This is a genomic window from Megasphaera vaginalis (ex Srinivasan et al. 2021) (genome assembly GCF_000478965.1).
Lineage (GTDB): Bacteria > Bacillota > Negativicutes > Veillonellales > Megasphaeraceae > Megasphaera > Megasphaera vaginalis.
The window spans coordinates 1-24,891 of the sequence record NZ_AWXA01000007.1 but is presented as its reverse complement, the minus strand read 5'-3'; the positions used below and the strand labels follow the sequence as shown (position 1 = coordinate 24,891).

At 50.4% G+C, this 24,891-nt stretch carries 20 protein-coding genes and 1 other annotated feature; of the genes, 4 read left to right on the top strand and 16 right to left on the bottom strand.

All coding sequences use genetic code 11. The annotated features are described in order from the left end of the window. Positions 1-157: 157 nt before the first annotated feature. Both HMPREF1250_RS01260 and HMPREF1250_RS11715 read left to right on the top strand, forming a co-directional pair. Positions 158-1,783, top strand: coding sequence for an APC family permease (locus HMPREF1250_RS01260; RefSeq protein ID WP_023052891.1), 1,626 nt, complete (start codon positions 158-160; stop codon positions 1,781-1,783). Beyond that, complete coding sequence (locus tag HMPREF1250_RS11715; RefSeq protein WP_196806837.1) at positions 1,735-1,983, top strand: hypothetical protein; 249 nt, start codon at positions 1,735-1,737, stop codon at positions 1,981-1,983. Before HMPREF1250_RS01260 ends, HMPREF1250_RS11715 begins: the two co-directional genes overlap by 49 nt. 210 nt (positions 1,984-2,193) lie before the next feature. Here the strand turns inward: HMPREF1250_RS11715 and HMPREF1250_RS01255 are convergent, their stop codons facing one another. Continuing rightward, complete coding sequence (locus tag HMPREF1250_RS01255; protein WP_023052807.1) at positions 2,194-2,754, bottom strand: methylated-DNA--[protein]-cysteine S-methyltransferase; 561 nt, start codon at positions 2,752-2,754, stop codon at positions 2,194-2,196. Continuing rightward, positions 2,735-2,920 carry a twin-arginine translocase TatA/TatE family subunit gene (locus tag HMPREF1250_RS01250; RefSeq protein ID WP_023052912.1) on the bottom strand — a complete coding sequence of 62 codons (186 nt, stop codon included), beginning with the start codon at positions 2,918-2,920 and terminating at the stop codon, positions 2,735-2,737. The genes HMPREF1250_RS01255 and HMPREF1250_RS01250 overlap by 20 nt, the downstream gene beginning before the upstream one ends. 157 nt (positions 2,921-3,077) lie before the next feature. Between HMPREF1250_RS01250 and nadE the strand changes: the two genes are divergently transcribed. Then, positions 3,078-4,976 carry an NAD(+) synthase gene (gene nadE, locus HMPREF1250_RS01245; protein ID WP_023052848.1) on the top strand — a complete coding sequence of 633 codons (1,899 nt, stop codon included), beginning with the start codon at positions 3,078-3,080 and terminating at the stop codon, positions 4,974-4,976. Positions 4,977-5,046: 70 nt separating this feature from the next. Here the strand turns inward: nadE and HMPREF1250_RS01240 are convergent, their stop codons facing one another. The 9 genes from HMPREF1250_RS01240 to HMPREF1250_RS01200 all read right to left on the bottom strand — a co-directional run bounded on the left by HMPREF1250_RS01240 (position 5,047) and on the right by HMPREF1250_RS01200 (position 17,684). Then, the gene (locus HMPREF1250_RS01240; RefSeq protein ID WP_023052925.1) at positions 5,047-8,196 is read right to left on the bottom strand and encodes an efflux RND transporter permease subunit; all 3,150 of its coding nucleotides are present in this window, start codon (positions 8,194-8,196) and stop codon (positions 5,047-5,049) included. A gap of 11 nt (positions 8,197-8,207) precedes the next feature. Next, the gene (locus HMPREF1250_RS01235; protein WP_023052818.1) at positions 8,208-9,362 is read right to left on the bottom strand and encodes an efflux RND transporter periplasmic adaptor subunit; all 1,155 of its coding nucleotides are present in this window, start codon (positions 9,360-9,362) and stop codon (positions 8,208-8,210) included. A 3-nt stretch (positions 9,363-9,365) separates the two neighbouring features. Then, positions 9,366-9,941, bottom strand: coding sequence for a TetR/AcrR family transcriptional regulator (locus HMPREF1250_RS01230; protein ID WP_023052909.1), 576 nt, complete (start codon positions 9,939-9,941; stop codon positions 9,366-9,368). Positions 9,942-10,127: 186 nt separating this feature from the next. Beyond that, entirely contained in the window at positions 10,128-10,598 is a 471-nt protein-coding gene (locus HMPREF1250_RS01225; protein WP_023052839.1) for a YhcH/YjgK/YiaL family protein, read from the bottom strand. 303 nt (positions 10,599-10,901) lie between these two features. Further along, entirely contained in the window at positions 10,902-11,687 is a 786-nt protein-coding gene (gene ygiD, locus HMPREF1250_RS01220; RefSeq protein ID WP_023052845.1) for a 4,5-DOPA dioxygenase extradiol, read from the bottom strand. Between the two features lie 245 nt (positions 11,688-11,932). Then, positions 11,933-12,268, bottom strand: coding sequence for a YciI family protein (locus HMPREF1250_RS01215; RefSeq protein WP_023052823.1), 336 nt, complete (start codon positions 12,266-12,268; stop codon positions 11,933-11,935). A gap of 209 nt (positions 12,269-12,477) precedes the next feature. Beyond that, positions 12,478-13,422, bottom strand: coding sequence for a signal recognition particle-docking protein FtsY (gene ftsY, locus HMPREF1250_RS01210; RefSeq protein ID WP_023052928.1), 945 nt, complete (start codon positions 13,420-13,422; stop codon positions 12,478-12,480). Between the two features lie 2 nt (positions 13,423-13,424). Then, entirely contained in the window at positions 13,425-16,979 is a 3,555-nt protein-coding gene (gene smc, locus HMPREF1250_RS01205; protein ID WP_023052842.1) for a chromosome segregation protein SMC, read from the bottom strand. 15 nt (positions 16,980-16,994) lie between these two features. Beyond that, positions 16,995-17,684, bottom strand: a complete 690-nt coding sequence (locus HMPREF1250_RS01200; protein ID WP_023052802.1) for a DUF554 domain-containing protein — start codon at positions 17,682-17,684, stop codon at positions 16,995-16,997. Between the two features lie 233 nt (positions 17,685-17,917). Between HMPREF1250_RS01200 and HMPREF1250_RS01195 the strand changes: the two genes are divergently transcribed. Next, complete coding sequence (locus HMPREF1250_RS01195; RefSeq protein WP_023052774.1) at positions 17,918-18,871, top strand: magnesium transporter CorA family protein; 954 nt, start codon at positions 17,918-17,920, stop codon at positions 18,869-18,871. A 43-nt stretch (positions 18,872-18,914) separates the two neighbouring features. Here HMPREF1250_RS01195 and HMPREF1250_RS01190 read toward each other — a convergent pair whose 3' ends face one another. The 5 genes from HMPREF1250_RS01190 to HMPREF1250_RS01170 all read right to left on the bottom strand — a co-directional run bounded on the left by HMPREF1250_RS01190 (position 18,915) and on the right by HMPREF1250_RS01170 (position 24,810). Further along, a complete protein-coding gene (locus tag HMPREF1250_RS01190; RefSeq protein ID WP_023052860.1) occupies positions 18,915-19,694 on the bottom strand; it encodes a ribonuclease HII in 780 nt (259 codons plus the stop codon). Continuing rightward, positions 19,691-20,563 carry a ribosome biogenesis GTPase YlqF gene (gene ylqF / locus HMPREF1250_RS01185; protein WP_036242279.1) on the bottom strand — a complete coding sequence of 291 codons (873 nt, stop codon included), beginning with the start codon at positions 20,561-20,563 and terminating at the stop codon, positions 19,691-19,693. Before ylqF ends, HMPREF1250_RS01190 begins: the two co-directional genes overlap by 4 nt. Before the next feature lie 121 nt (positions 20,564-20,684). After that, complete coding sequence (gene thrS / locus HMPREF1250_RS01180) at positions 20,685-22,592, bottom strand: threonine--tRNA ligase (protein ID WP_023052858.1); 1,908 nt, start codon at positions 22,590-22,592, stop codon at positions 20,685-20,687. A gap of 34 nt (positions 22,593-22,626) precedes the next feature. After that, positions 22,627-22,841, bottom strand: a binding site (T-box leader). 137 nt (positions 22,842-22,978) lie between these two features. Next, positions 22,979-23,986, bottom strand: coding sequence for an electron transfer flavoprotein subunit alpha/FixB family protein (locus tag HMPREF1250_RS01175; protein WP_023052781.1), 1,008 nt, complete (start codon positions 23,984-23,986; stop codon positions 22,979-22,981). Positions 23,987-24,006: 20 nt separating this feature from the next. Further along, on the bottom strand, positions 24,007-24,810 hold the full coding sequence (locus HMPREF1250_RS01170; RefSeq protein WP_023052844.1) for an electron transfer flavoprotein subunit beta/FixA family protein: 804 nt from the start codon (positions 24,808-24,810) through the stop codon (positions 24,007-24,009). Positions 24,811-24,891: the final 81 nt, after the last annotated feature.

Here is a 24,891-nt window from a genome sequence, read left to right as displayed (position 1 = left end):
TATCATAAAAGGATTACAAAGGTCAAGCTGTCGCCGACAATCGTTCTGTAAAAAAATGTAAATTTATTTTTCCCCATTGTCTTTTGTTGAAAAGAGTGGCATAATCAATCAGCATCAATTGAAAACATCTTTCTCATGATTCAGGAAAGGATCCTATATGCTCAAAAATCTTCACCGCATCTTAATCGGTCGCCCCTTATCATCAGCTGATTTAAAAGGCGAGGCGTTGCCTAAATGGAAGGCACTGCCCATTTTCTCTTCCGACGCCCTTTCATCCGTCGGCTACGGGCCGGAACAGATCGCTATCATTCTGGCCGCCGCCTCGCTGTACGCCTATTTCAGCTGGATCGTCATTGCCATAACGATCTTACTGGCCGTCGTGGCAACGTCGTACTCCCAGGTTATCAAAGTCCATCCCGAAGGAGGCGGCTCCTATGCCGTCGCCAAGGAATATTTAGGCCGGACACCGGCGCTCATAGCCGGCGCCGCCCTGTTGGCCGACTATACGCTGACGGTGGCCGTATCCGTTTCGTCGGGAACGGCCGCTTTCGTGAGCGCCTTCCCCGCTTTACTTCCCTATGCGATGGCCATCAATCTGTTTGTCCTCTTCTGTCTCCTCATGCTCATCAATTTGCGCGGCGTTCGGGAATCATCTACCGTCTTCGTCTGGCCCACCTACGCCTTCGTCTTCGGCATGCTGGTCCTGATCGGCTGCGGTCTGTATCAACTCTCCTCCGGTGCCGCCGTGCCCGCCACTGTCGAATCGGTAACGCCGGCCATAAGCAACGTGACGATATTTTATTTGCTCCATGCTTTTGCCAACGGCTGCAGTTCCATGACAGGCGTCGAAGCCATTTCCAACGGCGTCAGCGTTTTCAAAAAGCCGCAGGATACAAACGCCATAAAAACGACCGTATATATGGCCGTTTTACTGGGGATCATGCTTCTTGGCATATCGTATCTGACCCTTACCCACCATCTGCTGCCGATGGAAAATACTACCTTGCTGTCCACGTTGGCTAAGAGCATTTTCGGACAAACTATCTTTTATTATTTCATCCAAATCGCCACCATGCTGATTCTCTACCTGGCTGCCAACACCTCTTACAACGGACTCCCGCCACTTCTGTCGTTAATGGCCGATGACGGCTATGTTCCCCGTTATCTGCGCAACCGAGGCGACCGGCTCAGCTATGACAACAGCATTATCTTCCTGACAATCGCCGCAGCCGCACTGCTCTACCTGTTTCACGGTAACGTCGATCACTTGATTTCTTTATATGCGCTCGGCGTCTTCATCTCCTTCACAATCGCCCAGTTGGGGCTGGTAGTTCACCGCTTTAAAACGAGGACCAAAGGCTGGCAGCTAGGTGCATTGATTAACGCCTTCGGCGCTTCCATCACCTTCACTGTTATTGTGATCATCATTTTGACCAAGTTTTTATACGGCGCCTGGATCATCATGGTTTTCATTCCTTTCGCCGTATACATTTTCACGAAAATCCGCAGTCATTATGACGACGTGAAAGCGCAACTATTGTTGACAGACGCCGAATACGCAGAAGTAAAAGAAAAGGAGCTGGGCAAAAACTATATCATCATCCCCCTGGACTCTCCGACACGAACGATCGTAAGAACATTGCGCTATGCCAAAATAATCGACAACGGCAACCACCATATCAGCGCCGTTCACATCAATACGAATGAAGAATACGCGGCAAGAGTCAAACAAGTATGGCACGATCTGGAACCCGATCTGCCCCTGACCCTTATCGCCAGCTGACCGTACCGTTGCTGACATATATTCGCCGGCTGCAAAGCAATATCGGCCCGAACGATGTTATTACCATCGTCATTCCCGAATTTGAAACCAAAAAAATGTGGCATATGCTTTTGCACAATCAAAGCGGCATGCTTTTGCGGCTGCGGCTGCTGCGGGAAAAAAACATCATTATTACGACGGTGCCGCTGATGCTGAAATAAGGACACGCCAAGCTGTACAACCTGCGACGCTCCCGGCATAAAGCGGCGCCGCCGGCAAGCCCGGCCCTGTCGGAATACGGCGTAGCCGAATTATGCCGCAGAAACCGCGTCCTGTACGCTCTATCAACACCGTCCCTTCTGCCAAACACGGCCCCGCCCGGGAAGACAAGATCATCTTCCGGGCGGAGCCGTGTGTTACGGAACAACAGTTCAACGCTGCAACCGAATTTTATCGCTTCCGTCAATAGTGACACCTTCATGGGCAAGAAGCCATTTTTTCTTTTCCAGGCCGCCGGCGTAGCCGGTCAGAAACCCTGTCGTTCCGACAACGCGATGACACGGTATGATAATGGAAATCGGATTATGACCGATTGCATTGCCGACGGCCTGCGCCGCCATCCGTTCTTTCCCCAACAACTTCGCCGCCGCCAACGCCAACGACTGATACGTACGCACTTCCCCGTAAGGAATCGAACAAAGCAGCTTCCATACGGTTTTTCTGAACAGACTTCCCTGCAAATGCAGCGGCAACCCGTCCAAAGACGGGTTCTCTCCGGCAAAATAAGCGTCCAGCCAACGCCTTGCCTGCAATAAAACAGCGTTGCTTTCATAACGGACTGCTTCCAGATCAACGGTGCCGCCTTCGTATTTCTGCCCGATAAACCAAAGTCCCGTTAAGGCCTCGGCATCGGCAACGAGCCGTATATCTCCCAAGGGCGAAGAATAAATCGAACCGACGTGGGAAAAAACATCAGTTTTTTTTGTCTTCATCGTTTACCCCTTCCTTCTTTTCACCTTGTTCATCTTTATGTACTTCTTCCTTAAATTCCCGCAGGCTTGTTCCCAACGCCTTACCTAAGCCGCTGACCTTCTTGCCGCCGACGAGTACCAGGACAATGACTAAAATAACGACCAATTCCTGTAATCCCAAATGCATCGTATCCCTCCTTCACTATTATTTACCGTTAGTATACACCTGCAAGACCGGTCAACGTCAAGTATTCCCGTCCTTCCTTATCGTCTCTTTTCTATGCTTCCCCGGCTATTTGTGATAGTATAATAGCATAACAAATCTCATGCGAGGAGTCCTGCCCATGTTTACAATCGGCCTTTCACAATTTGATATTAAAGCCGCAGATCCGCGCGCCAACACGGCACGTATGAAAGCGGACATCGGTAAGGCGAAAGCGGCAAACTGCGATATATTGATTTTTCCCGAGTTGTCTATTCCCGGCTATTTTATCGGTGACATTTGGGACCAACCCGACTTCATCGACGAATGTGTCGCTTTCGGTAAAGAAATCCAGTCATTATCCGAAGGAATCACTCTTATTTTCGGCAACGTCGCCAAAGAAGAAGGACGCGTCAATCTTGACGGACGCCTGCGTAAATACAATGCGATGTTCATTGCCAGAGACGGAAAATTGATTTCTCCCGGCCGCTCGCCATATCCTTTTTATATCAAGACGCTCTTGCCGAATTATCGTGAATTCAGCGATATCCGATATTTCACTTCGCTGATGGAAGTAGCCCAGGAGCGTCATGCTTTCCCGGAAGACTTCCTTTCGCCTGTACAGCTTTCTTTCGGCGACAAGGGTACACTCTGCATCGGTCCGCTCATTTGCGAAGACAGTTGGGATGAAAATTACCCGTTCAAGCCGATGGCTTACTTGGGCGAAATGTATGATATTGATTTATTTGTCAATATTTCCAATTCGCCCTTCACCTTAGGCAAAACGGACCGTCGCCATCGCCTTTTCGGCAATGCCATCGGCAGCCTTCACCGTCCTGCAGTCTACGTCAATTGTACGGGCATTCAAAACAACGGGAAAAATATTTATACCTTTGACGGCTCCTCCGGAGCCTACAACGGCGACGGCAGTCTTCATTACCAGTGCGACAGCTTTACGGAGGAGTTGGCTGTCGTGCAGTTTGACAAGGCGACGGGCCGATTCGCGTCTGCCGCCAAAACGGCGCCGCCAAAAGGCGAAACGGCTGAATTGTACGACAGTTTACACTTTGCCTTGTCTTCCTTTCTTCGCGATCTCGGTCTGAAAAAAGTCGTCATCGGCGTCTCCGGCGGTATCGATTCCGCTGTCAACGCCGCTTTATACGCTTCCGTCCTGCCGCCTGAAAACATCTTGCTGATTAATATGCCGAGCTGTTATAATTCGGCGACAACCAAGGGACTGGCTAAAGAATTGGCTGATAACATAGGCTGTCTTTACACGGTTATCCCCGTTCAGGAAAGCCTGGAATTGTCACGGCAACAATTTGCCGAAGCGGCTCTGTACCAAAGCGGTAAAAAACGGGGCCATCTGGAGCTGACAAGTTTCATCGAAGAAAACATACAGGCTCGCGACCGCTCCAGTCGTATTCTTGCGGCTGCTGCTGCGGCCTTCGGCGGCGTTTTCACCTGCAATGCCAACAAAGCGGAATCTGCCGTCGGCTACGCTACACTTTACGGTGACAGCGCCGGTTTTCTCGCGGCCACAGCCGATTTGTGGAAGCACCAGGTATACGACTTGGCGCGCTATCTGAATCAAGCCGTCTTCAGACGTGAAGTGGTTCCGCAAGGCAGCATCGATATCATTCCCAGCGCCGAACTGTCTGCCAACCAGAATATTGACAAGGGACAAGGCGACCCGTTGATTTATCCCTACCACGATTATCTCTTCGCAGCCTTTATCGAACGCTGGCAGCGGGCTACACCGCAGTCTATTCTGGAATGGTATGCTGCCGGAACATTGGAAGACCATATCGGCTGCCCGCTTAAGGTTGCTGCTATTTTCCCCACTGCCGCTTCTTTTATTGCCGATCTGGAAAAATGGTGGAATCTGATTGCCGGCTTTGCCGTCGCCAAACGGATCCAGGCGCCGCCGCTTCTCGCCGTCAGCCGCCGCTCCTTCGGCAACGATTTGCGCGAATCGCAGGTAAAGCCGTACTATTCGACAGCATATCTGGCACTGAAAGAAAAACTGCTCCGACAGTAACTACACACGCTTCCGACAAAAAAGGACGCACAGCAAAAGCTGTGTGTCCTTTTCTTATACAACTGCCTGCTTATTCGCGGAAGCGGCCAGTTGCCGTTTCTTTTCTCTTCGATCGGCGGCCGACCTGTTCAACAATAATGAACAGCATCGGTATCAAAAACAGTCCCAGAACAGTCGCCATCGACGTCCCGAAAACGACGGTAACCCCCATTGTCGTTCGCGAGGCTGCGCCGGCTCCGGTGGCAAGAGCCAACGGAACACAACCGACAACAAAAGCCAAGGAAGTCATAATAATCGGACGAAGCCGTATCTTCGCCGCTTCGATAGCTGCCGAAACGACATCCATACCGCGTTCGTCGACCCGCACTTTCGCGTATTCGACAATCAGTATTGCATTCTTTGCCGCCAAACCGATGACGGCAAGCATACCGATCTGGAAGTAAATGTTATTCTGCTGGTTCAGCAAATACGTGAACAGCGTCGCGCCGAACAAGCCCGTAGGCACGCTGAAGAGTACGGCAAAGGGTACTTTCCAGCTTTCGTATAGCGCCGCCAACACCAGAAATACAAAGAGCAAGGCCAGGACAAAGACGTAGATAGTCTTATTTCCCGCTTCAATTTCTTCACGGCTCATACCGGACCATTCGTACGCATAGCCTTCGCCTAAAGTATCTTTGGCGACTTCCGCCAACGCGGTCAGCGCATCGCCGGAGCTGTATCCCGTTGCCGGCGAGCCTTGCACCTTGATGGACGGATAATCATTGAAACGCGTAATAATCGACGCGGACCCGATCAGCTTCGGCTGCACGAAATTGTCGACGGAAATCAGCTGATTATCGGAATTGCGTACGTACAAATAACGGTTGTCATTCAGGTTTTGCCGATACTCCGGCTTCGCCTGTACCATGACCTTGAAGTTTCTCCCGAAAATCGTAAAATCATTGATCTGGTAAGATCCGTAATACGTTTGCAGTATTGTATACAAATCACTTAGCGACACCTTTTCGCGAGCCGCTTTGTCGCGGTCAATATCAAGCTGATAGCCCGGCGTATCATTAGTAAAAGCCGTATAAACGGAACCGATTTCCGGCCGTTTGCGGGCAGCGCCGATAAATTTTTTCGTCACGTCCATCAATTCATTCGTCGAATGACCGCCACGATTCTCGATCTGTATCGTAAATCCGGAGGAAGTCCCCATGCCGTCAATCGGCGGCGGATTCATGGCGACAACCGTAGCCTGCGGCAACCGGTTGCCGAAACCCATAATCTTGCCGACCAGCGTATCGACGGAAAGAGCCGCGCCGGAACGCTGCGACCAGTCATCGAGCGTAATAAAGGTAACGCCGCCGTTCGTCTTAGTACTGCCCGCCAGCAGACTGAACCCGACAACCTGCATAACGTCCTTGACCCCCGGTTGTTGCTGCAGCCAGGCGCCGATCTGATTCATCGTCTTTTCCGTCTCAGCCTGCGTCGTTCCTTCCGGGAGCGTCGTATTTACCATAGCGAACCCGTTATCTTCAGAAGGCACGAAGCTCGTCGGAATAACGGTAAAAAGTCCTGCCGTAATCACACTGATGACAACCAGGAAGGCGACGCATCCTTTCAAATGGAGCTGCAAATGGGCCAAACGGATACCGTACCAGTTGACCAGGCTGTCAAATTTTTCATTAAAGATCTGAAAGAATCGGAAAAGGCCTTTCGCATTTTCCGTCGGTTTATGAACGCGAAGAACGGTCGCACAAAGAGCGGGTGTCAAGGTCAACGCGATAAAAGCGGAGATCATGACGGAAACGGCTATCGTCAAGGCGAACTGCTTATATAGAACACCGCTCATACCGCTCAGGAAAGATACGGGAATGAAAACGGCTGAAAGAACGCAGGCAACGCCGATAACCGGATTTTGCACATTTTCCATCGCAATCAGCGTCGCCTCTTTCGGCGTCTTCTTGTTGTATTTGATCTCATATTCCACGGCTTCAATAACGACAATGGCGTCATCGACAAGCAGTCCGATGGACAGCACCATGGCAAATAAGGTCAAGGTGTTAATCGAAAACTCAAGCGCCTTGAACGCCGCAAAGGTACCCAACAGCGATACGGGAACGGCAATCAGCGGAATCAGCGTCGATCTGCCGCTTTGGAGAAACAGGTATACGATAAGCGCAACCAGGAGCAGCGCTTCGACAAAAGTTTGAATAACTTCTTCAATGGAAGCTCGAACAAATTGCGTACTGTCATACACCACGAGATAATCCATATCCGTCGGAAAAGACTTTTTAGCCTTTTCCAGTACGGCGCGGACACCGCTGACACTTTGCATGGCATTGGCGTCAGACGTCAAGCTGACCATAAAGGTCGCACTCGGATTCCCTTTATAGCTGCCGAAAACGTCGTAACTCTTTGAGCCCAGTTCAACATCGGCAACATCGCCGACACGGACCATACTGCCGTCGGAATTGGTGCGAATAATGACTTTCTTGAATTCGTCGGCACTTTCCAGGCGGCCGTCTGCACGCAGCGTATATTGGAAATTCTGATCGGACACGTACGGACGCGCGCCGATAGTACCGACGGCGGCCTGCGTATTTTGACTTTTAATGGCGCTGATAACATCGGTCGGCGTCACTTTCAGGACACTCATCTTTAACGGATCCATCCAGATACGCATGGCATAATCGGCGCCGAATTCCTGTACACTGCCGATGCCCGAAACAGATTTCATTTCGTCCATAAAGTACTGTGTCGCATAGTTCTTCATAAACGTCTGATCATAGGTCCCGTTAGGCGAGATCAGCGAAAAAACCATGGCCATAGAACTTGATGACTTTTGCACCGTTACCCCCGTCGCCGTTACTTCAGACGGCAACGTCGAAGAAATCTGGCTGACGCGGTTCTGGGTGTTAACCGTGTCCATATCGTCATTTGAGCCGGTTTCAAACTGTGCCGTCATGGAATAGACGCCGCTGTCATTACTGCTGCTTTCCATGCTGACCAGATTATCGACGCCTGTCATCTGCCGTTCAATGACACTGGCAACCGTCGTGCCGACAACCTCCGCATTCGCTCCGACATAGGACGCCGATATCCGCACCTGCGGCGGCGTAACCTTCGGATATTTTGCAATAGGCAGCGTAAACATCGCCAAAAGTCCGATAACGGAGATCATCAAGGAAATGACGATGGCGAAAATCGGCCTGTTGATAAACAATTTAGATAACACTTTTTTGCCCCCTATTTAGACTGACTGTCCGTCGTTCCGTTTACGATATCCGCCTTTGTCAGCAAATGCTGCTCCAACGTTGCCCCGTTCGCCTTCTGGAACCCGTCGACAATGATCAGGTCGCCGTCCGAAAGCCCGGAGGTGACGATCCAGAACTTACCGACCTGCGCGCCTACTTTCACTTCCTTGTTCTGGGCTTCTCCGTTTTCATTAATAACGGAAACGAAGTATTTGCCCAGCGTTTGCTGCACAGCGCGCTGTGGCACAGAAATAGCTTTCTGCTGCACCTGCGTATCGGAAATAACAGTAGCATACATTCCCGGTAAAAGCAGATTTTCCGGATTATCAAAGACGGCCTTCACGACAATAGAACCGGAATTGCCGTCCATCCCGTGATTGACTTGCGTCACATGGCCTTCATAGGCATAAACGGAGCCGTCGCTGAGACGGAGCTTCAAATGATCGCCCCAGCTTCCCGACGCGGACGGCATTTTTTTTACCATATCCAAATATTCGGCTTCGCTGATCGTAAACTCCACAAAGACGGGATTCGTCGTCGAAATGGTCACCAATGCCGTCGAGCCGGCAGTCGCAAAAGTTCCGACGGGAACATCGTCAACATTCAATTTACCGGAAAAAGGCGCATAAACAATCGTGTCGTCGACATTATCCTGCGCCGCCTGAACTTGTGCCGCCTGTGCTTCCACGGCGGCGGCCTGCTGATTGGTAGCCGCCTCCTGGTCCGTTACGGTCTGCGCCGAAACAGCATCCTGCGAAGCCAGCGTCTGATACCGTCTGAGATTCAGTTCCTGATTAGCCAGGTTGGCAGCCGCCTGTGCCTGACTTGCCTTAGCTGCCGCCAAAGCGGCGTCATACGTACGGCTGTCCAGACGGAAAAGCGGCTGCCCCTGGCTGACATCCTGGCCGCCTTGTACGAACTTTTCGACAACACGCCCCGATATTTTCGGCTGTACCGGCACCTTGTCCGTCGCCGCCACAATGCCGCTGTACTCGGCCTTCACCGGTGTATCTTCGGCAGCTACTTTATACGTATTGACGGCTACCGCCTGCTGCTGCATTCCCTTGGTAGCGCCGCAGCCGGCCAAAAGAGCCGCCACGGTGAATGCCGCCACGCCTGCCGTTACAATCCTATGCTTCTGTATCATTTGTTATTTGCCCCCTGTCTCTTGATCCCATATAAAATGATGCGGATGCATTCTTCCATATATTCGGGATACGAGTAATCTCTTTCTGTCGCATGGAGATGATCTTAAAATGTCATTTACAGCTCCTTGCAGCATGTGCATCAGTAACGGCGTATGAAAATGACGGAACGCGTCGCTCTCCTGCGCCACTTCAAAAAAACGCTGCAGCAGTTGCCAATCCCGCCGGGAACGGGCAAGCAGTTCGGAGCGGACATCCGGCATTTTAGCCAGCAAGGCGTTCATTTCACGGACAGTCATTACCGCCACCCGAGGCGATTTGACCTGAAAATAACCGATCAATTTCTCTTCGGCCGAGATATTCGGGTTCTCAAGAATTTGCAGATGCTGTTCATACAGTTCATCTTGCACCGATATAAAAGCGGCACGAACGATTTCCTGTTTTGATGAAAAATGCTCATATAAAGTCCGTTTACTGATGTGGAGATTTTTTGCCAAATCGTCCATATGGAAATCGGCGCCGTATTTACTTATCTCATGCAAAGCTGCCTGCAAAATATCCTTGCTGATATCTTTCGCCATAATGCCACCTAACGTTATCCTTGTGCCGAGCGAAACTGAAAAAGAAAACTCAGTACCATCCTTTAGTTTAATATGGATACGCCTATAAGTCAATAGCGCGGCCTGACTCTAACACCTCTTCATCTTCTGCGTTCGTCACTTGACGCAGCCGGACTGCCCCATTCCCATAAACGAGGACAAATCGATTCATTCGGGTAAACGAACTTTCAAAATGGCCTTGCGAACCGTCGCACCGGTCCCGACAGGACTGCAAAGGCAACGATGCCCGTCTGTCGGGAAAAAGACGGCAATCGTTTTCTTCGGGACCATGGAAATGACCAGATCATCGGCAACAGGCGGTTCGTAAAACCGGGCGTCGGCACCGCTGCGCTCCTCCGTAACGGGACCGGCGTCGCTGATCGGCTGATACCCGATGTTTTCCGTACCCTCCAACAGCAACTGGATATCGACATAGCGGCAATGGGCTTCCATCTTTCGCCGCACTGCCGGAGCCGTTTCCGCCTCGTCAATATTCAGATAATTGCCGTCAGGCAATTCATGGCGGCCTACAGGCAGCGCCAGGAGATCTTGCCCTGCCAAATACGTGATCCAAGGAACGATGAATGACGGCAATGTCCTGCATTCTTCCCGCCATTGCGCCAGATTTCCGATATACATGATACCCTCTCCTTCTCATGCCGGCTTTATCCAACGGATACCGCAGCGGCTATACTGTAGCATTAAATTTCCAGAAACCCGCTTTCCCGCCGACATGGGCGGCATCGGCATCTGCCGGTTGCAATGTCGCGGCGCCTCCGGCAAACCGATTCATGAAAACCGGGAAGCCAGTGAACCGAAGTCTATAGGATAACCGGCATGAATATCCGCGGCTTTTCCGTTTGCTTGATCAAACAGAAGACCGATGATAGCCGTATTTTCCAAAAAGCGCCTTGTCAAATCGCTGCCGAAAAGCTTTTCTATTTATATGACGCCGAACAGATACGAAGTCATCGCCATTGATCCGAGCTCACAATAATCGTTGAACACCGTCACGTTTTCATTGCCGTCCAGGGCTCCCAGAACAGTCAGAAGGGGATTAAAATGATCCGGAGTCGGTACGGCCAAGTGTTGCTGATCCAGCTTTTTGTAATTGATAACGGCAGTGTAATCGTGTTGCAAAACGGCCTGTTTGATCTGATCGTTAAAAGTCTCCGCCCACGTATACCCTCCTGTCATATCCCAATCCGTCATCATCAGGTTATGCACGACATTACCGCTGCCCATAATCAGCACCCCTTCCCGACGCAGCGGCGCCAACCTTCTGCCCACTTCAAATTGAGCGGAACTGTCGGCCGAACCGTCGACGCTGACCATGACGACGGGTACGTCAGCTTGCGGATAAACATTGGCCAGAACGGACCATACGCCGTGATCAAGACCCCAATCATTGCCGGCGCGGCCGGCCGGTTCCAAAAGGCGCAGCACTTTTGCCGCTTCTTCCGGACAGGCCGGCGCCGCATAACGCAGCCGGTACAAGGCTTCCGGAAAGCCGTACATATCATCGATCTTCGGATTGTTGTCGGCTGTCCGCACATAAAGGCCCTGCGTATACCAGTGCGCCGATATAGCGACAATGCATCGCGGTTTTTCAAGGATCCGGCTCATTTTCCCCCACGTCGCCCTGGCTTTACTGTTCTCATCAATCGCATTCAGCGGTGACCCGTGACCGAAAAAAACAACGGGCATCATGTCTTTATTCACCATCATCTATTCCCCCTCTATTCATCATTCTGCCGGTCAAAACGTAGGGCTGTCCTTCAGTCTCCATGGTCGACGCTGCTACGACAGGCAAACACCAAAAAGGGCGGACACGCGCGCCGTTTTACCCGCTGCTGCCCAAAAGGAGGCCTTATCGGCCCGCAGCCGGTAACGAACCCGATAACTGTCCCGCGCTTTCCTGATTACACCGTTCCGTCGCTGCCTTTTGCGTTCTCCGCCGCCGGCTCCTTTGCCTATACCGTAAAGCGTTCAAAATCCTTCGCACAATTAGTCGGATAAAATTCGGTAACCGTATATGCTGCAATGCCGTGCACATGAAACGGATCTTCTAAAATGATCGCCTCCATTTCCTTTTCATCAATGGCATTAAACAGAATTATGCCGCCTGTTCTCGGGTTCTTCCTCCCGGAGCAAATAAACTTGCCTGCACGGTAATATTTTTCCAAAAAAGCCCGATGTTCCGGTAAATATCTTTCCACCTCTGCCAACGGTTTGACATAGTTCAGATCTGCAATATACACTGGATCATCTCCCCTTTCCTCCAACGGCTCCACATACTTGTTCATCATGCGAATTTGTCCTCTTATACGGATACTTCATTCGGCGTCGTCCTGAGTAAAATTTTACGGCTCCCGGCAACAATAGTCAATCACTTCCCCGCTTTTTGGTGATCCCGTTTTAGCTGCACTTGAAAACTATATAAAAAACGATCTCTCATGACGGAGAGATCGCCTGTATATCCGTGAGCCGGTTCGGCTTCGGCCTGCGGAGCGGAAGATTAATCGCCGGCAGCCTCTCGTTCCGCTATATTTTTATCAAATAAGGCGTCGGCAAATTGCACGGGATCAAAGGGACGGAGATCATCAACACCCTCGCCGACACCGATCCAGCGGACAGGTACGCCCAATTCCCGCTTTACCGACAAAATCACGCCGCCTTTGGCCGTACCGTCAAGCTTCGTCAAGACGACGCCGGTCAACGGAACGACGTCACCGAAAAGCTTCGCTTGGCTGACCGCGTTCTGCCCCGTCGTCGCATCAAGTACCAACAGCGTTTCCTGGGGCGCACCGTCAATGTTCTTACTGGCAACGCGCGCCATTTTTCGCAATTCTTCCATCAAATTCGACTTGGTATGCAGCCGCCCTGCCGTATCGACGAGCAGGACGTCGATCTTCCTGGCCTTGGCCGAAGCGGTCGCATCGAAAACGACGGCAGCCGCATCGGCTCCCTCCTGGTGCTTGATGATCGGCACGCCGGCACGCTGCGCCCAGATTGTCAACTGCTCCGAAGCGGCGGCGCGAAAGGTATCGCCGGCAGCAACCATGACGGATTTTCCTTGCTGCATGTAGTAGGACGCCAACTTGCCGATCGTCGTCGTTTTGCCGACGCCGTTGACTCCGACGATGAAAATAACATTCGTCGTTCCCGTCGTGTCGGGAAGGGGCGCTTCATTTTCCGCCAACAAGGCGACGATGGCCTTTTCCAAATAGGGCACGACATCTTTACCGTCCCTGATCTCCTTGCTCCTGACGCCTTCGCGTATTTTTCCGAGTAAATATTCCGTCGTTTCTACGCCGATATCACCGGTAAGCATGACGGCTTCCAAATCATCGTACATTTCCTCGTCTATTTTGGCATAGCCGCGAACGACCGTTTCGATATTGCTGATTAATGAATGCTTCGTTTTTTCCAGCCCTTGCCGCAATTTAGAAAAAAATCCCATGATCATCTTCCTTTCTCCAGTAACGTATCCACTTCAACCGTCAGAAGGCGGGATATCCCTTTTTCTTCCATCGTCACGCCCTGCAATGTATTCGCCGCTTCCATCGTCTGCCGTCTGTGAGTAATGACGATAAACTGCGTATTGCCGCTGTAATTTTTCAAATACCGCGCCATGCGTTCGACATTCGCCTCATCCAAAGCGGCATCTACTTCATCGACCAGACAGAACGGCGCCGGATGATAAGCCAAAAAAGCCAGCAGCAACGCAATGACGGTCAACGCCCGTTCGCCGCCGGAAAGCAGCGTCAGCGGCTGCTGTTTCTTCCCCGGCGGCTGAATCATAAATTCAATTCCCGCCGTTAACACTTGATGACTGTCCGTTAACAGTATCTTTGCTTCACCGCCGCCGAAAAGACGGCTGAAGACATTCTGGAAATGACAGCTAATTTCCTTGAAAGCAGCGCTGAACTGTTCAGCCATTGCCTTGTCGATCTCGGCCACCACGGCTGTCAGTTTGCGGCGCGCTTCCAGCAAATCGTCGCATTGTCGCTGATAAAAGGCATGCTTTTCAGCGGCACTTTCATATTCTCTGTCTGCATTCGGATTGATCTGCCCCAAGGCAGCAATTGATTGCTGCAAATCGCGCAGTGTCCGCTGAAGTTCTTGCAAAGATCCTTCACGTCGTTTTTCCATCGCCTCTGCCCGGGATAATCCTTGCAGCGCCAGACGCTCTTCACTGCGACGTATTTCTCCGCCGTACTTTTCTATCAGTATATTCTGCCCGTTAATGCGGTGATCCCAGTGTTCCAATGCATCCCGCAGCTGCTGCAGCGCTTCTTCCAATTCCTTGTTCTTGCGGAAATTATCTTCTTTCGATCGGTAAAATGCGTCCTTATCCCGTTCCTTCTGCATCAGCTCCTCTTCCTTCTTCTGCAGATGGGCCTGAACTTCGCCATAAAGCCGCGTCAGTTCCTCTTCTTTAGCGGCAAGATCTTGCCGTCTTTTGACGTTTCCTTCGGTTTCCTCCATCAGCTGTTGCAGCCAGTCTCCATTCTGAGCCAGTTGTATCTCCGCATGGCGGACTTGTTCCTGCAATGCCGCAACTGCTACTTGACGTTCTGTCACCGTTTCCCGACAACGTTCCGCTTCGGCCAAGGCGGCCGCATGCATTTGACGCAACGCCTCGTTTCCTTCTTCCGGTTCGTTCTGCCAGCGCGTCAACGTTTCATTGGCTGCGACCAGTTCGGCTTGAATATCGGAACGAAGTTCTGTCAGTGCCTCCAGCTTCCGAATTGCTTCCTGCAAGGAGACCGACAACCTGTCCGCCTCTCGCCGTGTCGTCTCAGCCTGCCAGCGAACCTGCTGCAAATCTTGTTCACGCTGACGAAGCGTTTTTTCCTGCGCCGCGACAGCAGCCGACGCAGCCGTCTCTTCCCGCTGACAAACGGCGGCCTTATGACGCAATTGAAGCAGTTCCTCCTCACAACGGTCATACTGACTGCGCAGTTCGTGCAGAAGAACCCGCCTGCCGATCAGCGACCCCTCCCGCTTCTGATTGCTGCCGCCGGTCAGCGATCCACCGACATGGAACTGCGTGCCATCAAGGCAGACGATCCTCAATCTGTACCCGTATTTCCGGGCGACGGCCGAGCCGGTATCCGCCGAATCGGCAATCAACGTCTTTCCCAAAAGAGAAGAAAAAACACCGGCATATTTACCATCATACCAGATTAATGCATCGGCAAAACCGGCGATTCCCTTTTCTTCGGCGGCGGCAGTCTCTTCGGCCGTCCGCTTCCTCGACTTGACCGTATTGAGCGGCAAAAACGTCGTCCTGCCGCCGTGCTGCTGTTTCAAATACCGGATCGCCGCACGGGCGGCTTCTTCATGTTCGACGATAACATGGCGCGCCGCCCCGCCAAGAGCGACATCGACGGCGACGGCATACGCCGCCGGTATCGCGCAGAGCTCCCCGACAATGCCGCATACATGATTGCGCCACGGCTGGTTAGCCGCCAAGACCGCCTGCGCGGCCTGCCCCGCTCCTTCATGGGCTTCTTCCATTCCGGCTAAAACACGAATGCGCTGCTGCAATCGTTCCGCCTCATTATGCCGTTGCCGTTCTTTGCGGATTGCGTCTTCAACGGCAGCAACTGCTTGTTGCCGTACCGTTGCGGCCTCGGCCATGGTCTCGCGGCAACGTACGGCGAGCTTTTCACTTTCGATCAGCGCGGACGCGGCAGCTGTATGTCCCTGACGGGCCTGCTGCAACAACGCTTCCTGCTCCTGCCGGTCGGCTTTAAGCTGCCCGACGGTCGCCGCGTTTTCTTCCAAACGCCGTTGCAAATCGGCTATATCACGCTGAATCATGAACAGCTTTTGCTGTCGTGACGCAGCGGCGGCAACGGCCTTATCCAAATCGGCGGCGACCTGCCGGGCGCCCCTCTCGGCCTCCCCCAGCAGCGACGCAGCCAAATGCTGTCCCTGCCTGGCGGCGGTAAGCGCCTTTTTCTTGCTTTCCAATTCTCCGGCAAGCTCCTGCTGCCGTACCTCAGCTTTCTTTCTTTTTTCTGTCGCGACGACACCTTCTGCAGCCAGGTCTTTTGCATTTTCCGTCAGAGATTGCCGTCGTTGTTCAAAGGCTTCGGCCCGGCTCTTCAAACTTTCCCACTCATTCCGAGCGGCTGCGGCAGCTTCATCAAGACGGCGCATCGCCACGCTTTCGCTCTCCATGGCGGCCATCAGCCGCTGCCGTTCTCCTTCGCTGCAGGCTACGCCCTTCGCCGCCGCTTCCCGTTCCTGAAGTGCCATATTGCGATTATTTTCAGCCTTACTCAGGAGACGCTCGTAGTTACGCAGTTCCTGTAGAACCAGCGTCCCTTCATAAGCCTGCCTTTCACCGTCAAGATGACGAAAACGCTGCAGCTTGTCGGACGCTTGCCGCATCGGTTCCAGCCGCTCTTCAAGAATCGTCATCATATCGTGAATACGTTCCAAATTACGCTCTGTTTCACTTATCTTGCGCAGCCCTTCTTCTTTACGCCCCTTAAAGCGACTGATGCCGGCTACTTCTTCAAAAATAATCCGCCGTTCTTCAGGCTTGCTGTTCAAGATACGATCCACGCGATTCTGCCCGATAACCGCCATTGAATCCTGTCCGATTCCGGTATCGGCAAAAAGATGATGAATATCCTTCAGTCTGCACGGCCGCTTATTGATATAAAATTCACTGTCTCCGGAGCGAAAATAACGTCTTGTAACGGCGACTTCCGTAAAATCAATATCCAGCGCATGATCGCTGTTGTCAAAATAAAGGGATACTTCGGCAACACCGTGCGGTTTGCGCTTTTCCGTTCCCGAAAAAATGATATCTTCCGATTTTTGACCTCGCAGCTGCCGAATATTCTGTTCTCCCATAACCCAACGTACGGCATCGGAAATATTGCTTTTGCCGCTGCCGTTAGGCCCGACAATGGCCGTAATGCCTTTATCAAAAGTCAATACCGTTTTATCGGCGAAGGACTTAAATCCCCGCAGTTCCATTCGTAATAATTGCAACGTCCACTCCTCTTTCTACGACAGCCATGCCAATACAGTGAAATAAATGACGGGAATGAAAGCAGCCGGCAGATAATCGGCGACTTTCAGCTTAACAATACCGAGTAAATTCAAGCCGATCGCCAAAATAAGCAAATTGCCTACGGCATTTAATTCCCGTACCACATCGGGAGTCATCAACGGTGACAAAACGGATGCAAAAAAATAAAACAGCAGCTCATAAACGATAACGACAAGCCCGACCGGTAAAATACCGACACCGTAAACGGAAGCAAAAAGGAAGGCCGACACAAAATCCAGCACCAATTTTAAATACAGGAGCGACGGATCGTTAACCAGCGCCGCCTGTATCGGCCCCAAGATCGCCCTGGCGCCGACAATTTGTAAAACGGATAAAGTAACGAAGCCGTCAACGAATCTGGCATCATTGCCGGCATGCAATTTTTCTTTCAACACCTCGCCGACATGCTGCATCTTATCTTCCAGCGAAACGATCGTACCAATCAAGGCGCCGAGACTCATGCTGACCAGTACCAGCAGCCAATTCTCCGTTTTGATGGCTCCTTGTATGCCGATACCGATGTTGACCAGAGCAATGGCGGAAAATAATGCTTTTTCCCATTTTTCCTCAAACCATTTCCCTAAAAAAATTCCCAGTAACGCCCCGGCCGCCGTACTGAGACCGTTAATAAAAATTGCCAGCAAAACCTGTTCCTCCTCTTATCCGCATGGTGTGGACCTAATAAATATATGCGTTCTTATTATAACAAAAAAAGCCTTTCCTCTCCAGTATTCCGCTGCAATGCAACTGCCGGGCGGCAGTACGCCCGCACCGTGTAAAAACGAGGGAAATACTCCGTCTCCCCTTGACTTACATCACTGAATATGATTATATTAAATTTAGAATTTTCGGAATAATCGAAAAAGGAGGCGACGCCATGATTGACGTATACAAACATAATAACGGTCACCTGGAAGAAAACATTTCTTTGGCGGTCGCTGAAAAAGGCTCCTGGATCAATGTCGTCAATCCTGATTCCGATGATTTGCAATTGGTTTCGATGATTACGGAAATCCCGACGGATGTTTTAAAAACACCTCTCGATACGGAAGAACGTTCACACGTTGAACTGGAAGATAATTATATCTTCGTCGTCATCAACATTCCGATCATCTTGGAAACGGACAGCTACGATACGTTGCCTCTCGGCATCTTCATTACGCCGGACTTTATCGTAACCCTCTGCATTCAGGAAACCGATGTTCTCCATTCTTTTACGGAAAACAAGTACCCCTTCTTTTACACGTTCAAAAAAACGCGCTTTCTCTTTCAAATACTTTACCGGACGGCAACCTTATTCTTAAAATATCTGCAGCAAATCAACCATCGCACAGATGACATCGAGAGCGTGCTGCGTCACTCCATGCGAAACAAAGAATTCTTCATGCTGCTGGAGTTGCAGAAATCCTTGACCTTCTTCACTTCGGCACTCCGCGGCAACGGCATCGTAATGGAACGGCTCATGCGGCTGCGGCGCAATACGGCGTTGCACCATCTTCTGAAAATGTATGAAGAAGATGAAAATTTGTTGGAAGATGTCATCATTGAAAACAAACAGGCGATTGAAATGGTCGAAATGTATTCCAACGTCCTTATCAGCATGTCCGATACGTTTGCTTCCATTATTTCCAACAACCTGAATATGGTCATGAAGTTTTTGGCCTCCATTACGATTATTCTGGCTGTGCCGACAATCGTTTTCAGCCTCTGGGGCATGAATGTCAGCGTCCCTTTTTCTTCCAACGAATTCGGATTTTATTACGTTATCGGCATTTCCCTGCTCGGTTCCATCTGCGCTTTCGCCATGTTATGGATGAAAAATCTGTTTTAAGACGAATACAACCCTGCTGCAAGCAGATGCAGCAGGGCTTTCTTTATTTAATCATGCTTTTGATCGGCTCAAAGCTGCGTCGATGAATCGGACAAGGGCCGAAAGCAAGCACGGCGTCGCGATGGCGCTGCGTCAAATACCCTTTATGCACGGCAAAGCCGTATGCCGGATATGCGCGGTCGTATTCCTGCATCAGCCGGTCACGCGTCACCTTGGCGATGATTGAAGCGGCCGCAATGGAAGCGCTGAGAGCGTCACCGCCGATAATGGATCGATGCGGCACGGATAGCTGCGGCAAGGGCATGGCATCGCAAAGAACAGCCTCTGCAGCCGTCGACAGCGTATTGACCGCTTCGTACATGCCCGCCTGTGTCGCATGGTAAATATCAAGCTCGTCAATTTCCTTCTCCGTCTTCGCGATACAGGAAACGGCGACGGCGTGTGTCATAATTTCGTCATAGAGACGGTCCCTCTTTTTCGGTGATACCTTTTTGCTGTCATTCAGCCCGGGACAAACCCACAGCGGCGGCAAAATGACGGCAGCAATCATGACCGGGCCGGCAATTGGGCCGCGACCGGCTTCATCAACACCGGCAACATGAAAGATCCCCCGGTCATAATACGCCTTCTCCAACCGATACATCTCTTCCAATCGCTTCAGTTCCTCTGCCTGCCGCTGCATGCGTTTGAAAAAAGATGTTGCCAGATTCCGAACCGACCGCCTCGCATCACCTCGCATGGCCGTCAATATCGCTGTCTTGTCCGCATCGGGTGACAGGAGCAGTTTCTGCAATTCCGCTACCGTAAAATCTCCGCTGTTCATCGCACTTCACCGCCTTCGGCAAAATCTTCCGGAAAATCCAATGAAATTAAACCGATACGCCCTTCCCGGTAATCTTTCAAAATCAGCTTATACGTTTTTTCCAAGTCTACCGTACCGCCGCCGACAATGCATCCCCGCTTTCTGCCGATCGCCTCAATTGTTTGCGCCGCCGTCACCGGCAGTGCGTCAAGCTTAAATCGATTCCGCAACGCTTCCGGATATCGCGCCGTCAGTTCTGTAATCAACTGCCGAACTACGTCTTCCATATCAAAAACCGTATCGGAAATTGCTCCCGTAGCCGCTAAGCGATAAGCGCTCACCTGATTTTCCAGCTTCGGCCACAATACGCCGGGAGTATCCAACAACTCCAACTTTTCCGCAAGGCTCACCCACTGCTTTCCTTTCGTTTCTCCGGGCTTGTCGGCAGTCTTTGCCGAACGCCTTCCGGCAAGGCGATTGATCAGCGTCGACTTGCCTACATTGGGAATCCCTAAAATCATGGTTCGTACCGAGCGCGTTTTCAGCCCTCTCGCCTTCCAGTGCGCCAGCTTTGGAGCCGCTAACTGACGGATCAGGTGCAGCAAACCCTTAACATCTTTGTCGTCCTTACTGTTCAGCGCGATGACAGGCCTTCCCCCTTGAGCATAGTATGCTGTCCACGCTTTCACCTTTTGCGGATCCGCCAAATCAGCCTTATTCAGTACAAGCACAGACGGTTTCTGACCGATCAGCCGCCCGATCATCGGATTCGCGCTGCTATAGGGAATACGGGCGTCGACCAGTTCGACAATAACATCAATAACCTTTATATTTTCTTCAATCAATCGCTTTGCTTTGGCCATGTGGCCGGGATACCAATTTATCAACATAATAACTAAAAACGCTCCGTTCTTTTGATTTATCATATTTATTGTAGATGAATCGTAACGGCAAGTAAAGACGGCCGGCAAAAAAAGATCTATGCCACATAAATGGCATAGATCTTTTATCTTATCCCTTGCGGGTTTCCGACAATTCGCACACATGTTCGATGAAATCGTCTATTTCCTTAGCGCCTAAGTCCCCTTTGACACGGTCGCGTATGGAAATAGTGTTATCTTCCATTTCCTTGTCACCGATAATGCCCATATAGGGAACCTTTTCCATCTGCGCCTTTCGAATCTTATAACCGATCTTTTCATTGCTTTCATCAACTTCCGCACGAACGCCGAGTTTTTTGAGCTGCCCCTGCAAGCGTTTGGCATAACTCAGATGACGTTCCGAAATCGGCAAAAGTTTGATCTGTACCGGGGCCAGCCATACGGGAAACGCACCGGCATAGTTTTCGATCAAAATACCGATGAATCGTTCAATGCTGCCGAAACAGGTCCGGTGGATCATGACGGGACGATGCTTCTGCCCGTCTTCACCGATATAGGTCATGTCAAACCGTTCCGGCATCAGCATATCGAGTTGAATCGTGCCGCACTGCCAGGTACGGCCGATAGAGTCCTTGACATGGAAATCCAGCTTCGGCCCGTAGAAGGCGCCATCTCCCTCATTGATCTGATAAGGAACGCCTTTTTCTTCAATAGCTTCGCGTAAGGTCTGCGTTGCGAGTTCCCAAATTTCATCACTGCCCATGGAATCTTCCGGACGAGTTGACAGCTCTACATGATAATCCAAGCCGAACGCCTTATACGCTCTGTCAAAAAGATCAAGGACACTGCCTATTTCCTGTTTAATCTGACTGGGAAGCATAAAAATATGCGCGTCATCTTGCGTGAAGCTGCGGACACGGAAGAGACCGTGCAAAGCGCCGTGAAGTTCATGACGATGTACCAAGCCCAGTTCAGCCGAACGGATCGGCAGATCACGGTAGCTGTGAACATTACTCTTATAAATCAAGATGCCTCCGGGACAGTTCATCGGCTTGATCGCGTACGGTTCATCATCAATCGTCGTAAAATACATATTATCGCGATAATGATCCCAATGTCCTGACTGCTCCCACAATTTCCGATTCAAGATGATCGGCGTGCTGATTTGTTCATAGCCGAATTCTTCATGCAATTCATTCCAGAATTTCAAAAGCGTGTTACGAAGAACCATCCCTTTATTGTGGAAGAACGGGAACCCGGGCCCTTCTTCATGAAAACTGAACAGATCCATTTCCTTCCCGATTTTGCGATGATCCCGCTTTTCCGCCTCTGCGAGCATCGTCAAATATTCTTCCAGTTGATCTTGGTTTTCAAAAGCCGTTCCGTAAATTCGCTGCAACATTTTATTCTTTTCATCGCCGCGCCAATAGGCCCCGGCAACAGATTGCAATTTAAAGGCTTTTACCTGCCCCGTCCGTTCTACATGGGGACCGGCGCAAAGATCAACGTATTCGCCCTGCCGGTAAATGGAAATCGCAACATCGGCGGGCAGATCGTTAATCAATTCCACTTTATAGTCTTCATGCAAATCAGTGAAAAGTTTGATCGCTTCATCTCGGGAAAGCGTTTCTGCTGTTATCGGCAAATTTTCTTTAACGATTTTATTCATTTCCGCTTCAATATCGGCAAAATCATCTTGCGCGAAACGGTGCTCCGTATCCAGATCGTAATAAAAACCGTTTTGAATAGCAGGACCAATCGCGAGCTTTACGTCACTGTAAAGGCGTTTAATAGCCTGCGCCATAATGTGAGCCGCCGAATGACGAAGCGTATCTTTTCCTTCTTGGCTGTCAAAAGTGCAAAACTCTACTTGAGATCCATTAACAATCGTGCGGCGTAAATCCGTCACCACTCCGTCTACCTTTGCGACCAACACTTTTTTCGCCAAGCTGTTGCTCAATTGTTGAACAGCATCATACAGAGAAATCCCATCGGCAAATTCTTTGTTACTGCCGTCTTTTAAAATTATTTCTGCCATGATTATACCTCCTTAAATAAAAAAGACCTCATCCCAAAGGGACGAGAGTCTTATTCACGCGGTTCCACCCTATTTACCGAAAGTATCCGGTATCTTGAGCGCTGTAACGTAGCGACCGCACAAACATACTGTTTTCAGTTTGTGAGCTCCGAGGTGGTGACAAGAGACATTTCACAGGATACTTTCAGCATACATATCCTTCTCTGTAGAGAAATCGGCATCTTGCCTTGTCCTCATCTTTACTGATTACCTATTTATATGTTTGCATAAATTATACGTCTGCACGATACATATGTCAAGTACGCCAAATAAAGTTTGCCTGCATTCTGCTGCGTATAAAAAGAAGACTGTCGATTCAGACAGTCTTCTCAGTCGTACAATGCTGCTTAACCTTTAATCTTTTTAATAGCTTCCGTAATCATCGGAACGATCTGGAAAGCGTCGCCGACAATACCATAATCGCAAACTTTGAAAATCGGAGCATCTTCATCTTTATTGATTGCAATGACGCAATCGGAGCCGCTCATACCGGCTAAATGCTGAATGGCACCGGAAATACCGCAGGCAACATAGATCTTCGGGCCGACAGTTTTACCCGTCTGTCCGACCTGATGAAGGGCGTCAATCCAACCGGCGTCAACAGCGGCACGGGAAGCACCGACAGCACCGCCAAGAGCGTCAGCCAATTCTTTCAGCATACCCGTAAACGGTTCGGAACCGTTCATGCCGCGGCCACCGGAAACGATGATATCGGCTTCTTCAATTTTAATACCGCCGCCGCCTAATTTAATGAGTTCAATGAATTTCGTCAAGAAATCAGCATCCGTCAATTCTACGGACATATCGATAACTTCACCCGTTGCATTGGCATCCGGTTCCGGTTTCTTGAATACGTTCGGACGAACTGTCCCCATTTGCGGACGATTGTCACGGCAAATGATTTCAGCCATGATGTTACCGCCCAGTGCCGGACGGGTCCAGACGATAGTTTTGCCGTCTTCATCAACAGCCAGGCTCGTGCAGTCGGCAGTTAAACCCGTTTTCAGTTCATTGGCAACGCGGGGGCCGAGATCACGACCAATATTCGTAGCACCAACGAGATATACATTCGGTTTAACTTTTTCAAAGAAATCCGTTAAAGCTTTTGTATAAGCCGTCGTGTTGTAGTTTTCGAATTTAGGATCATCATACACATACACTTTTTTTGCACCGCTGGCAATAAGTTCCTGTGCCAAGGGTTTTACGTTATGGCCAATCAGTACAGCGCCAACTTCGTCACCAATGGTGTCAGCCAGTATTTTGCCCTGACCCAACAGTTCGAAAGCTACGTTACGTAATTTGCCTTCAAATTGTTCAGCGATTACATATACGCCTTTGTATTCTGCTACATCCATCTTCACTTATCCTCCTTAGATTATATGATCTTTTGTGCAGTCAATTTTTCCATCAACGTTGCTACAGCTACACTCGGATCTTCTTCCTTGATGATGAGACCCTGTGTTCTCTGAGGCGGAGTGAAAATTTTGCGAACCTTTGTCGGAGACCCGGACAAGCCGATGAGCGATTCATCAACTTTAATATCTTCTGCAGAAAGCGTCGGGATTTCACGACGTTTTGCTTTCATTGTGCCGCGAATGGTCGGGAAACGAGGTTCATTCAATTCCTTAACTGCAGTGATCAAAACAGGGAAGTTAGCTTCCGTTACGATGTAGCCTTCTTCGTTCTGTTGTTTAACCGTAACTTTGGTGCCGTCAACGTCAATATGAGCAGCATAGGTAATCTGCGGAATGCCCAATTCAGTAGCAACCTGCGGACCGACCTGAGCCGTATCGCCGTCAATGGCCTGCTTGCCGCAAAGAATGATATCAAACTGTTCGATACCTTTAATTTCAGCAACTTTCTTAACAGCCTGTGCCAAGCAATAGCCTGTAGCCAACGTATCGGAACCGCCGACCTTTCTGTCTGTGAGGAGATAAGCATCGTCAGCACCCATTGCCAAGCCTTCGCGCAATACTTCGACAGCCTGGGGTGGCCCCATCGAAAGCAATGTTACCGTTGCTCCCTGGTTATCCTTTAACTGCAGAGCTGCTTCCAGAGCATTCTGGTCAAAGGGGTTGAAAATGTTAGGAACGCCGGCGCGAATGACCGTATGTTTTACGGGATCAATCTTTACTTCTGCCGTGTCCGGAACCTGTTTGACACATACCAATATTTCCATATTACATTTGCCTCCTAAAAAATTTTTATTTTATTCAACAGGTCCGGTCATAAGGCCGGACCTGTATCCTAAACAATTTTA